Annotated in this window: 12 protein-coding genes and 1 pseudogene; 5 read left to right on the forward strand and 8 right to left on the reverse strand. The window is 66.6% G+C overall.

The features are described 5' to 3' along the window. The 3 genes from AB0N24_RS24855 to AB0N24_RS24865 form a co-directional block, all read right to left on the reverse strand. Positions 1-623, reverse strand: a 623-nt coding sequence (locus tag AB0N24_RS24855) for a lyase family protein (protein ID WP_364130477.1), incomplete at its 3' end; no start/stop codon positions are given. Positions 624-630: 7 nt separating this feature from the next. Next, complete coding sequence (locus AB0N24_RS24860) at positions 631-1,695, reverse strand: asparaginase (RefSeq protein ID WP_364130479.1); 1,065 nt, start codon at positions 1,693-1,695, stop codon at positions 631-633. A gap of 52 nt (positions 1,696-1,747) precedes the next feature. Continuing rightward, complete coding sequence (locus tag AB0N24_RS24865; protein WP_364130568.1) at positions 1,748-2,443, reverse strand: FadR/GntR family transcriptional regulator; 696 nt, start codon at positions 2,441-2,443, stop codon at positions 1,748-1,750. Between the two features lie 211 nt (positions 2,444-2,654). Here AB0N24_RS24865 and AB0N24_RS24870 point away from each other — a divergent pair, with 211 nt between their 5' ends. Both AB0N24_RS24870 and AB0N24_RS24875 read left to right on the forward strand, forming a co-directional pair. Beyond that, the gene (locus tag AB0N24_RS24870; RefSeq protein WP_364130482.1) at positions 2,655-2,948 is read left to right on the forward strand and encodes a type II toxin-antitoxin system Y4mF family antitoxin; all 294 of its coding nucleotides are present in this window, start codon (positions 2,655-2,657) and stop codon (positions 2,946-2,948) included. After that, the gene (locus tag AB0N24_RS24875; RefSeq protein WP_364130485.1) at positions 2,945-4,174 is read left to right on the forward strand and encodes a HipA domain-containing protein; all 1,230 of its coding nucleotides are present in this window, start codon (positions 2,945-2,947) and stop codon (positions 4,172-4,174) included. Before AB0N24_RS24870 ends, AB0N24_RS24875 begins: the two co-directional genes overlap by 4 nt. A gap of 78 nt (positions 4,175-4,252) precedes the next feature. Here AB0N24_RS24875 and AB0N24_RS24880 read toward each other — a convergent pair whose 3' ends face one another. The 3 genes and pseudogenes from AB0N24_RS24880 to AB0N24_RS24890 all read right to left on the reverse strand — a co-directional run bounded on the left by AB0N24_RS24880 (position 4,253) and on the right by AB0N24_RS24890 (position 7,145). After that, positions 4,253-4,870, reverse strand: coding sequence for a uracil-DNA glycosylase (locus tag AB0N24_RS24880; protein ID WP_347899077.1), 618 nt, complete (start codon positions 4,868-4,870; stop codon positions 4,253-4,255). Positions 4,871-5,140: 270 nt separating this feature from the next. Beyond that, a pseudogene (locus AB0N24_RS24885) lies at positions 5,141-6,028 on the reverse strand (DUF222 domain-containing protein); the annotation flags it as partial. Between the two features lie 175 nt (positions 6,029-6,203). Continuing rightward, the gene (locus AB0N24_RS24890; protein WP_364130488.1) at positions 6,204-7,145 is read right to left on the reverse strand and encodes an SRPBCC family protein; all 942 of its coding nucleotides are present in this window, start codon (positions 7,143-7,145) and stop codon (positions 6,204-6,206) included. Between the two features lie 158 nt (positions 7,146-7,303). Between AB0N24_RS24890 and AB0N24_RS24895 the strand changes: the two genes are divergently transcribed. Continuing rightward, on the forward strand, positions 7,304-7,810 hold the full coding sequence (locus AB0N24_RS24895) for a hypothetical protein (RefSeq protein ID WP_364130490.1): 507 nt from the start codon (positions 7,304-7,306) through the stop codon (positions 7,808-7,810). A gap of 59 nt (positions 7,811-7,869) precedes the next feature. Here AB0N24_RS24895 and AB0N24_RS24900 read toward each other — a convergent pair whose 3' ends face one another. Together AB0N24_RS24900 and AB0N24_RS24905 are read right to left on the reverse strand one after the other, a co-directional pair. Continuing rightward, positions 7,870-9,387 (reverse strand): amidohydrolase family protein, encoded by a 1,518-nt coding sequence (locus tag AB0N24_RS24900; RefSeq protein WP_364130493.1) that lies wholly within the window; start codon positions 9,385-9,387, stop codon positions 7,870-7,872. A 12-nt stretch (positions 9,388-9,399) separates the two neighbouring features. Further along, positions 9,400-10,020, reverse strand: coding sequence for an SRPBCC family protein (locus AB0N24_RS24905; protein ID WP_364130496.1), 621 nt, complete (start codon positions 10,018-10,020; stop codon positions 9,400-9,402). Between the two features lie 293 nt (positions 10,021-10,313). Here AB0N24_RS24905 and AB0N24_RS24910 point away from each other — a divergent pair, with 293 nt between their 5' ends. Together AB0N24_RS24910 and AB0N24_RS24915 are read left to right on the forward strand one after the other, a co-directional pair. After that, a complete protein-coding gene (locus AB0N24_RS24910) occupies positions 10,314-10,715 on the forward strand; it encodes a hypothetical protein (protein WP_364130499.1) in 402 nt (133 codons plus the stop codon). Beyond that, positions 10,712-11,767, forward strand: a complete 1,056-nt coding sequence (locus AB0N24_RS24915) for a zinc-dependent alcohol dehydrogenase family protein (RefSeq protein ID WP_364130501.1) — start codon at positions 10,712-10,714, stop codon at positions 11,765-11,767. Before AB0N24_RS24910 ends, AB0N24_RS24915 begins: the two co-directional genes overlap by 4 nt. Positions 11,768-11,828: the final 61 nt, after the last annotated feature.

An 11,828-nucleotide genomic window follows, 5' to 3' on the forward strand; every position in this document is an offset into this window, starting at 1 on the left:
TCCTGGCCGAGGGTCATGGGGACGGCGTCCTGTAACTGGGTGCGGCCCATTTTGACCACGGTGCGGAACTCGGCGGCCTTGGCGGCGCAGGCGTCCTCGAGTTCTTCCAGGGCGCCGAGGAGCTCGCGGACGGCGAAGATGGTGCCGAGTTTGACCGCGGTGGGGTAGACGTCGTTGGTGGACTGGGAGAGGTTGACGTGGTCGTTGGGGTGCAGGCGGGCGTAGTCGCCTTTGGGGTGGCCGAGGATTTCCAGGGCGCGGTTGGCGATGACCTCGTTGGCGTTCATGTTCGAGGAGGTCCCGGCGCCGCCCTGGATGACGTCCACGACGAACTGCCCGGCCAGGTGTCCGCCCATGATGTCGGTGCAGGCCTGTTCGATCGCGTCGGCCCGTTCGGGGTCCAGGAGGCCGAGTTCGCGGTTGGTGCGGGCGGCGGCGAGTTTCACCGCGGCGAGGCCGCGGACCAGGTACATGTTCGTGGACAGCGGCTGGCCGGTGATGGGGAAGTTCTCCACGGCCCTCAGGGTGTGCACGCCCCAGTACGCGGCGGCGGGGATGTCCCGGTCCCCGAGGAGATCGTGTTCGGAACGGGTGTCCGGGGCGGTATCGGCAATGGTGGTCATGGGGTCCTCACAGGGCTTCGTTGACGGGCGCGGACAGGAAATCGGTGGCCTGCAACACACCCACGGACCGTCCGCCGCCGAGGACAGCGCCGGTGGCGATGCCGGCGAGCGGTGCGGTGTCGACGTCGAGCGCTTCCAGTGCGCGGACGGTGACCGGCATGCGGGCGCGGTCCCCGCCGTCGGAAATCTTCATCGCCACGGCGCGGCCGTCCGGCAGTCCCACGAGCTGCACGCCTTCGAAGCCGTCCTTGGCCAGAATGCCGGGGGCGAGCCGCATCAGTTCGGTGACGTCGCGGCCAGTGCCGGCCACCATTTCGGGGTGCTGCGTCATCGCGCGGCCGACGGCGGCTTCCGGGCTTTCGGGGTCGGTCACCACTGCGGAGGTGATCCGGCCGAACGCGCGAGCCATTCCACGGAGGGTGAGGGCGAACAGGGGAGTGCCGCAACCGTCGGTGCTGGTGCGCTCGGGTTCTTCCCTGGTGAGTTGCCGGACTGTGGTGCGCACGAGCTGCTGCAGGGGGTGTCCCGGATCAAGGTAGCCGCGGACCGGCCAGCCGTTGATGACGCAGGTTGCTGCCATGGAGGCGTGCTTGCCGGAGCAGTTCTGGGCCAGCTGGGTGGCGGTTCCGCCGTCGCGGAGCCATTCCTCCCGTTCATCCGTCCCGTAGGGGAGGTCCGTGCTGTTTTCCAGGGCGTTCGCCGTGAGGCCATGCATTTCGAGGATGCGGAGGGCGCCGTCGCGGTGCATTGCGGCTCCGGAGTGGCTGGCAGCCGTGAGGGCGAGGAGATCGGCGGGAAGGTCGAGGCCGGCACTGACCATAGCCACGGCCTGCAGCGGCTTGAGCGACGACCGCGGGTAGAAAGGGGCCAGCGGGTCGCCTGCGGAGAAAAGCGTGCGGAGGCCGCCGTCGGCCGATTCATCCGGGGCGGTGGCGATCAATGAACCGTAGTGGATGCTTTCCACAAGCCCGTCCCGGGTCTGCACCGCCAAGGCGGTGTGCTGCGGCAGCGCCTTGAGGTCCGGGGTTTGAACCGGAGTCTGGGCATGGACGGGCAGGGCTGGGGAGAGCATGGGTTCCTTGGGTTTCGGTGCTGTGTGTCGGGTGTGCGTGGGTTGCCGGGAGCTACCGGTTGAGGATGGAGTCGAGGGCCACGCCCACAGCGTGCAGGTGTTCCTGCATGGCGGAGCTGGCCTCGGCGGCATTGCCGGATTCGATGGCGGCCAAAATCCGCTGGTGTTCGTGGTCGGAGGCATGCTGGCGGTCCGCCACCATGTTGAGCATTTCGGACTGGTGTGCCAGAGCGTCGCGGATGTCGGAGACCACGTTTTCGAACACCTTGTTGTGGCTGGCACGGGCAATGGCTGCGTGGAAGCTGGAGTCGAGGGTCACCCAGGCTTCGGGGTCGTCCTCGGCGGCCATTGCAGCGACGATGTCCCGCAACCCGTCAAGCTCCTCCGGGGTGCGCCGTTCGGCGGCCAGGCCGGCGGCCGGGACTTCGATGTGCGGGCGGGCCTCGGTGAGGTCCAGGGCCGAATACTGGCCGAGGACCAGGTCCTTGGCCACCCGGTTGGCCACCACAAACGTGCCGCGGCCGGTTTTAGTCATGGTCAGGCCGAGGGCGTTGCAGGAGCGCAAGGCCTCACGGACCACGGAACGGCTCACACCGTACTCCTGGGCGAGGGTGGCTTCGGCGCTCAGCTTGGCGCCGACCTCGAGCTTGCCGGATTCGATGTCCGCGCGGAGGACGTTGAAGACTGCTTCGGCCGCGCTAAGGCGGGCGAGCGGCTGTCCTGCTGTCCGGCTGTCTGACAGGTTCATCACGCTTCAAATATGGCACGGGTCACACGGACTGTCAATTGTGAAGTCAGCTTCCAGCGCGGGCGGAGGGTCGTGGAGGCCCTACGGGTGCGCCGCGAATCCACCGGCCGGTACGTTCGTTCCGAAGTCCCCTATTCACGCGGGCGCATCCCGCCGTATTATGGGCGGCAGGCAAGAAAACGGTACGTTCGTGCCTATCAGGAGGTTCGGGATGGCGGATGCGTTCACTGACGGGCTTGCAGCCGAGGTCCGGGCCCGCCGGGCTGCCCTGCGGCTCACCCAGCACGACCTGGCCCAGCTCGCCGGAGTGTCCGAGCGCTTCGTCCGCTTCGTTGAGCAGGGGAAGCGCAGCGTGCAGCTGGACTCACTCCTGGCGCTTCTTGGGACGCTCGGGCTGGAGCTTCAGCTGACCACGCGGACACGTGCCGCAGCCCGGGCCATCGACGGGCAGCGAAGCGCCGCAGGCCGTGCCGCCGACAGACCCGTGCCGGAGGACAGGCCATGAGGCACCGCGTCGCCGACGTCTACAAGGCGGGCGTGCTGGCCGCGCGGCTCGAGCGGCATGAGGGCGGCACCAGATTCAGCTACCTGCCGGCGTACCTCGCAGCCGGAGGTCCCGCCGTCGCCAGTTCCCTCCCTCTGACCGCCGAACCGGTGTTGTCTGCCGCGGGTGCCGCGCCGCCGTACTTCACCGGGCTGCTGCCGGAGGGCAGGCGGCTGAACGCGTTGCGGCGCTCGGTAAAAACGAGCGTGGATGACGAACTCTCGCTCTTGATCGTCGCCGGCGCCAACCCGGTGGGCGACGTGCAGGTCGTGGGCCACGGCGAACCCCTGGACCCGGACGAGCACGCGGTTGAGCTGAACCCGAAGACGCCGGTTGATTTCGACGCGCTGCTGGGCGATTCCGGGCTGATCGACCCCGTGGCCCTCGCCGGCGTGCAGGACAAGCTGTCGGCCGGGATGATCTCCATGCCGGTGGCCAGTGCCGGCCGGCGCTACATCCTTAAGCTCAACGCGCCGGAGTTCCCGCATGTGGTGGAGAACGAGTTGGTGATGTTCCGGTATGCCGCCAAGCTGCGTATTCCGCTGAGCAAGGTGCGGCTGATCCGGGACGTCGGTGGGCGGCCGGGGCTTCTGGTGGAGCGGTTCGATCGGATTCCGCTCCCGGGCGGCGCCCACGGAGCGGTGCAGCGGCTCGCCGTCGAGGACGGTGCGCAGGTGCTGCGGCTCTACCCGGCGGACAAGTACAACGTGGGTTACGGGCAGGTGTGCCATGCCTTGGCGGAATACTGCGCGGCGCCGCTGCCGGCGTTGCGGAACCTGGCCATCCAGGCTGCGTTCGCATGGTTGAGCGGGAACGGCGATCTTCATGCCAAGAATGTGTCGATGGTGCAGCAGCCATCGGGGGAGTGGTCCATCGCGCCTGTGTACGACATTCCCTCCACGGTGGTCTACGGCGACAAGACGCTGGCCCTGATGCTGGACGGCAAGCGCACGGGGATCTCGCGGAGGCATTTCCTCGGCTGGGCCACCGGGCTGGGGCTGGCCGAACGCGCCGCGGTGCAAGTGCTGGAGCTGGGGCTGAAGGCGTCGGGTCCGCTGGTGGCAGATCTGGAAGCGGGCACGGCCTTCACGGGAGCGAACGACGACGGCGCCGCACCGTTTTCGGCGATGGTCACCAGATCGTGGCTCAAGGAGCTGAAGCACCGCCGCCGGCTGCTGGAAGCGTAAGGCAGGCCGTGCCGCAAAGGTGGGTCCCGGCGTCGGGCGTCACCTGCAGCCGGGCGTCACCCTGCAGGAGGGCCGTAATTAGAGGTGCTGGATCCCGGCCCGCTGCATCGCGTCCTTGTAGATTTCAACGCTCTTGCTCAGCAGCTCTTCCTGCTTGTTTGCGGAGACCGCGAAGGCCCGGCCGCCGAGGGCGCTGGCTTTGTAGATCTTGATCCCGGAGTTCTTCAAGGACTGGTGGTACGTCTTTTCGAAGAGGGTCAGGAAGGTCTGGGCGTCCGTGCCGTGGGCGATGATGGCGGAGACGCGCTTGTTGATCTTGAGGAACTGGCGGAAGGGCCTGAGGCCGTCCGTCTTTTCCTGGACATTGAGGGCCGACGGCAGATCCGGGTCGCGCACCCAAGGATAGGCGTTCCACGGCATCACGTAGCGGGGATCGAGTTCCACGATTTCGTAAATTGACGTGGCCCGCCGGGCTGCTTCGTCGTCGTTGAAGTGCGAAACGAAGCCGGATTCGGTGCCCTTGCCGGGGCTGACATGGAGACTGACGATCCTGCACTCGTCCTCATCGTGGACGGGGTCGATGTACGGGACTACTGAGCCCGGCTTCTTCTCCATGAGTTCGTCGCAAAGCTGGGTTACAGCAGCGATGTTCGGTTCCTGCAGCAGGGCCTTTTTTTCGTCCCAGTCAATCGTCACGATTTCTCCCTCAGCACACGGCGTCCAGAATCAGGCGTCTGGTTCCACTCTACGCTTTTGGCCGGGGTTGATGTTCTGCGGATTTCAACTCTTACGCTCACTTCGCTTAGTGGTTGGCTCCATGAGTACTGACGTAGCGCACCAAACCCGGTCTCCAGTAGGCCGCGGCCACGGCTCTTAGCTTGCCGCGTTTGAGCGCCTTGGCCGATGCCGGAGTTCGCGCCGGTGACGGGAGGCTGCTGTTTCAGGAGGCAGATGCCCAGGTAATTGCGGGGCGGTGTAGAGCCGCCGGAGCCAAATGTTCATCGGCCGGTCCGGGTCCGGGACGACGATCTCCCGGGCCCGCCCACCAGGGACAACGCCGTAGCCGGGGAGCCGCGTCGGTTCGCTGTCTCCCTGTAACAGCGTGCGGTCAGTCATGACCAGCTGGATCTCGATGCCGCTGATTCCACCCGGCGTCCCCGTGGTGCGTTCAACGAGCGCGTCGGCCATGATTTGGCGACGTGAACGGGGGTCGCCGTCGGATCGCAACGCGTCCGCATGCCTGGTGAGCGCTGCGTGGACAGCCACACCCTCGGCGACCGGGAGGAACGCCGTCACGTAGCACATGGTGTCGGGCGCCCGCCGGAGACTGACATGGCGCTCGGCGGCGTGGCTGGCACGGTCCGCCACGGACCTCGGATCGCGCCGATACGCGGCGGACCGTGCCGCGGCAATCACCGCACGGTCACCTGCTCCACTGAACCTCCCGGCGTCGGACGCCAACTCTTCGTCAACGGCGCTGCGGTCAGCCGCGGACAGGCAGGCAGTCTCACGGACCAGGAGCGTTGCACGCCATTCGTTGAGCCGGCCTGCCTCCAGCCCGGCGAGGGTATGCGGCATCTCGGTGGCGAGCGCCTTCGCCAAGCCCAGGAGCCGGCTGCCCCTGGCTAGCGATTCCCGCCGCGCGAGGGCGATCTGCGCAGCGACGCCGGTGCCGAGCTCTTCGGCGGGGACGCCCGAGCGTGCCTGGTCACTGCGCTGGCTTATGTCAAAGGCAACCGCGACCCTGGCCTGCAGCGCGGCTGCAGCGGACTTTAGCTCCTCGAGTTTACGAAGCTGGTCGATCATCCCCGCACCGTCCGCCTCAGGCCGTGCGATAGCCAGGGTGGCGATCATCTCGGTGATCGCCACCGCGTCCGCTGCTCCCGAAGTCCGTTCCGGCTCCTGCTCGCCGTCCATACATCAAGTGTCTCCGCGACCATCGACAATCAAGTGGGCACAAGAACGGGGCGTCGCCTCCCGTTCTTGACGGGAGGCGACGCCCCTGGTGCTCGCCCCCAGCGAGACAGCCCTAGTGCTGGCCGAGGCTACCGGCCGCCGGAGGGAGGCCGCCGTCGCGGTTTTCTTCGGCCCTGCGTTCGGCCGCGCTTCTCGTGTCGCTATCTGCGGTTTCGTCCGAATCGCCTTCGAAATCGACCAGGCCGTTGGTCTGGTCGAACGGCTTCGCAATCCGGTCGTCACTCAACGCGGAACCGGAACCGGAACCGGAACCGGAACCGACGCCGGATGCCGTTCCGGCCGCCGTGCCGGCCGCTTCCGCGGGTTCCACATAGCCGGACGAGTTGGTGGCCGGAACGGCGGTGATCGGGGTCTCGGAAACGGGTGCCGTGGTGCGGGTGGTGGGCTCCGTGTCCTTGTCCCGCATGCTGGCGGCTGCGCCTACTGCCGCTGCCGCGGCGACTCCTACTCCCGCGGCGACCTTCCCGGAGACGCCGGCCTTGCCGGAATCGCCGCGTGAAGCCGCGGCCGCCTCGACTCCGGGAGCCCCTGGCGAGGCACCTTCGTTGACGGTCCCGCGCCAGGCGCCGCTTGCATAGCCTTCGTCCTCGATGAAGTCCTTGAACCTCTTCAGGTCCGCTTCTACCTGACGCTCGACGACATGCAGCTTGTCGCCCAGGGTCTCCACGATGCCTTCCGGTTCGTATTCGAGCGAAAGCTGCACCGAGGTCTGACCCCCTCCCACGTCTTCGAAAGTTACGGTCCCCGCATTCGTTGCACCTTCCGTCGCTGCCCAGGCGATCTTCCGGTCCGGGACCTGCTCCAGGATTTTCGCCTCCCACTTCCGGCGGACACCTGCGATTTCAGCCACCCATTCAAGGCGGTCATCGCTGAGTTGCGTCACACTCTTTACGCCACCCATGAAGTGCGGAAATTCCTCGAACTGGGTCCACTGGTTGTACGCCGTGCTTGCCGGGACGTTGACCAGAATGCGTTTGTCGACCTTCGTGCTCATGGTGTCTCCTTTGACTGGAACGGTGGTGCAGTGCCTGACGACGACGAGGATTCGCCAAGTAATCAGTATGCTTACTATAACTTTGGCGACGCCGTCCGGCTAGAGTTTCATTGGCGGCCGCCGCCGTTCCACGTGTTCACGAGCCAAGGACCCCAACCATGCAGGTCAACAGACAGGCGCTTCGTGAAGACGGCTTCGCCGGTTTCAGGCCCTTCGCGGAACTGGAAATAAACCGGATTCCGCAGGCTCCGGGGATCTTCGCCGTCCTCCAGCCCGATGGATTCCAGGTGCAGTTCCTGGCCAAGAGCACGGCTGGCGTGTTCAAGAAGAAAGATCCATCGCTCACTCAGACGGCACTCGCGGCTGAATGGGTCGACGGCGCCGACGTCCTCTACGTGGGCAAGGCCGGTCCCGGCAGCAAGGGCAACCGCGGACTGCGCCGGCAGGTTCAGGAATTCCTGGACTTTGGTAACGGCAAGCCGCCCGGTCACTGGGACGGGCGGCTGATCTGGCAGCTCGCGAACGCCAAGTCCCTGCTCATTGCCTGGAAGGAGCTCCCGGCCGGCGGGCTGAATCAGGCGGAGGCCAAGTATCACGCGGACTTCCGCAGCGAATTCGGCCGCCTGCCGTTCGCCAACCTGGTCCAGGCCCGGGTGAAGGGCTAGAACCGGGCTAGCGTTGGGGCCCTAAGTGTCCGTTTGCGCCGGTCAGCTGCCCGGCGTAGTCAGCTCCCCGGCGTAGCCAGCGCGCCGCCATCGTACGTGAACCGCCCCGCAACGAGCGTCGCCGCCACCGGCATCGACGCGAACGTCTTGTCCGGGACGCCGAGCGGATCGGCATCCAGCACCGCGATGTCCGCCGGATCTCCCACGCGGATCCGGGACCGTCCCCGGGAAGACGCAAACAGGGCTTCCGCCCGGGTGATGGCCTGCTCCGGGTGCCACGGTCCGCGGCCGTCCAGGGCGGACCTCGTGGTCGCTGCCGACATCGCAGTCCACGGATCCAGTGGAGCAACGGGCGCGTCGGAGCCGAGCGCCAGCGTGGCCCCTGCCGCCAGCAGCGACCGCAGCGGGAACGCCCGGCCGGTGCGGTCGCCCCAGTTGGCGTCGGCAGCGTCCCTGTCATCAAGGGCATGCGCGGGCTGGACGCTCGCAGTCAGGCCCAGCCGGCCAAAGCGGGCGAAGTCCTCCTGCCGGACAAACTGGGCATGTTCGATCCGTCCGCGGATGCCGGCGGCCTCAAACGCGTTCAGGGCCACCTCGTTCGCGGCGTCGCCGATCGCGTGGACAGCGGGAACGAAGCCGGATTCATTGGCCCGGACCAGCAATGCCCGCAGTTCGGCTTCGCTGACGGTCAGCAGCCCCCGTCCACCATGCGGATAAGGGTCCACGCAGTAGGCGGTCCGGGTGTTGAGCGAGCCGTCGATCAGTACCTTCAGCGGCCCCACGCGGAGCAGGCCGTTCCCGCCCGGAATGTCCTGACCTGTCCGCATGCCCTCAATCCGGGCACGGTCCAGGTGCTCCGGATAGACGCCGGCGTCCACCCTCAGTGAGCCGAAGCCGCCGCTGACGTGCCTGAGCCACACTTCGCGGTTCCAGGTCATCTCGAAGTCCACGATCCCAACCACGCCGCGGGCGGCGGCTTTCTGCGCGGCTTCGCGGACCCAGGCGTCGACTACGGAGTCCGGCAGGCGGCCGAGCTCGCGCGTCAGGGCAAACGCCGGGTCCTCGCGCAGCAGGCCGCTGGCGTCCACGTCCACCCCGTAGCGTTTCGCGGCGGCACTGTTCACCCAGACGCAGTGGAGGTCGTGGCTGATGAGCGCCGCGGGAACGCCCCGCGTCACGGCATCGAGCATCGCCAGGCTGGGGTGGTCCGCCCAGACGGCGTCGCGGAAGCCGACGCCCACCAGTGTCGGGCCGCCGACGCCGTCGTCCCCCTCCGCGGGACGGCCACCGGTGAGATGGGAATGAACGACGTCGACGGCATCACTCGCCGACGCGGCGTGCGAAAGGTCGACGCGGTTGGCGGCCATGGCCCACTGGGTCATGTGAACATGCTCATCCCACAGGCCCGGGATTGCGTACCGGCCGCTGAAGTCAACGGTGCGCGCCCCGCTCCGCTGCTCATCCGCCGCCGTTATCCGAGTGACCACGCCCCGGGCAATATGGATATCCAAACAGTCCGTCCCCCCGGGCTCCCGGACGGAGGCAAGGACGAGGTCGGGCGCAGCGGGTTCAGGCATAGGGACAGGCTACTAAGAGTTCCCCTCTGCGCGGCTTCTGATCCCGTGGAGCATGCGCCGGGACATGACGAAACTGGCAACCTCCACCACCTCGACCAGGCACCGGGCCCACCACTGCCGGTAGGCGTACCGTTCCCGCACCAACAAGCGGGTGGTGCCGGCAGGCTGCGGCTGCAGGACAAATGCCCAGCTGAAATCGAACGGCCCGGGCGGTGAACCGGGAGGAACACGCAGCACGAGCGCGTTGCCCGGGTCCACCAGCCCCACTTCCAGGTCCGCGGAGGCTGCCGGTGCCAGGTGAAAGCGGTCGCCCGCCTTGATGTCCTGCCACTCCGGGTGGACACGGTCGGCACTGTGGATGTCCAGGCCGGCGAGGTTTTCCAGGAAGTCGTAGCTGTAGAGTCCGCCGCGTCCCTGACCCATCTGCGCCAGCCAGGGCCACACCTCATTCGCCGGAGCCTTGATGGTGATGGCCCGCGTGGACTGCAGATCCGCCGTGGACAGGAAGTCGTCGCCCGGGAGCCCGCCGTCGGCTTCGGCGTCCGTGGCACCCCAGTGCAACTGGAAGCGCCGGAACAGGAAGCCCGATGCCACCAGCCAGGCGAACACTGCAGGCTTTGAAATATGTTTCATGTTCCGTGGCTTCGTCATCGGGCAATTCTCCAGACCGCCGATCGCGCTGTCACGGGCCATAAGCCCCGGGCGGGCACCGGCGCCGCCCAGCAGGCCTCCGTAAAGGGGTCTTTCGTCCCTTACCGTTGCTGGGCGGAGCCGCCATCCTTGATGTGGGGCATCTCACGTCTGCGTTACTCACGCACGCACCTTGGGGAGGGGAAATGCTTCGCCGATCAGGAAACCGGTCTCGCTAAAAATTGGGGAAGGGCTGGCGCAGTGCGCCTCCCGGACATAGCAGGAGACCCGGCTTCATGAATCAGCACGCACGAACTGTCCTGGGTACCCGACCCGCCCTCCACTCCCGTCATGGAGCCCCATCCACCACGCATTACGAACATTCAGAGCACCGGCTGAAGATTGTGATCCGCATTGAAGCGGACCTGGAGGCCGCCAGCCTTGAAGTCCGCGGCGTGGTAACAGGGGCCAGCCTCCGCGCCTTGTATGTCGTTGCCCGGCGTACCACTTCACTGCTGCACGGCAAAGAACTCACCATCGATCTCTCGCGCGCACGGGTCACCGACACGGTCCTCGAAGAACTCCACGAATGCGCCCGCCTGTCCCGGCTGGCATCGGGAGTGGACCGTTCCGTAGTGCCGTGCCGCGTGAAAATCGTGGATCCCGGCTTCATCCACAGAGTCAAGGAGTACGCATGAAAGCGCTTGTCTACGGCGGTCCCGGCGAAAAGTCTTGGACCGACGTCCCGGACCCCAAGATCCGGAACCCCAGCGACGTGATCGTCAAGGTGGACACCACCACCATCTGTGGAACGGACCTGCACATCCTCAAGGGGGACGTGCCCGCAGTTCAGAAAGGCCGGATCCTGGGGCACGAAGGTGTGGGAACCATCACCGAGGTGGGCTCCTCGGTCACCAGCCTGAAAGTAGGGGACCGGGTCATCATCTCCTGTATCAAGTCCTGCGGCCACTGCGCCAACTGCAAGACCGGCCTGTACTCGCACTGCATGGGCGAGGAAGGGGCAGCAGGCATCGGCTGGGTCTTCGGACACCTGATCGACGGTACGCAGGCCGAATACGTGCGCGTCCCGTACGCGGAGAACTCACTGCACCTTCTCCCCGAAGGGGTCAGCGACGATCAGGCCGTGATGCTCTCCGACATCCTGCCCACCGGCTTTGAAATCGGCGTGCAGTACGGGCGGGTCAAGCCGGGGGACACCGTGGCGGTTGTAGGCGCGGGGCCGGTCGGGTTGGCAGCAATCGCCACCGCCGGGCTGTACGGCGCGGCAACCATCATCGCTATCGACCTTGACGCGAACCGGCTGGAAAAGTCCCGCGAGTTCGGCGCCACCGACGTCGTGCTCTCGGGCGACGCCGACTGGAAGGAACAGGTGCTGGCGCTCACGGACGGACAGGGCGTGGACGTGGCCATCGAGGCGGTGGGCATCCCGGCGACGTTCACCATGTGCACGGACATCGTCCGCCCCGGCGGCAATGTGGCCAACGTGGGCGTGCATGGAAAGTCCGTCGAACTCCACGTGGAGAACCTCTGGATCCAGAACATCAACATCAGCATGGGGCTGGTCAATGCCAACACCACGCCGATGCTCCTCAAGTTGGTGGCCCAGAAGAAGGTTCCGGCCGAGAATTTCGCCACCCACCACTTCACGTTCGATCAGTTCATGGACGCCTACGACACCTTCGCCCGCGCCGCCGAAACCAAGGCACTCAAAGTGGTGATCACGGCGTGAAATCGGCGCCCGCTCACAGAGCGGGCGCATAAGACTCCGGGGGGCCAAGCAAGAGGCAAGA

The organism is Arthrobacter sp. NPDC093128, from assembly GCF_040683875.1.
Lineage (GTDB): Bacteria > Actinomycetota > Actinomycetes > Actinomycetales > Micrococcaceae > Arthrobacter.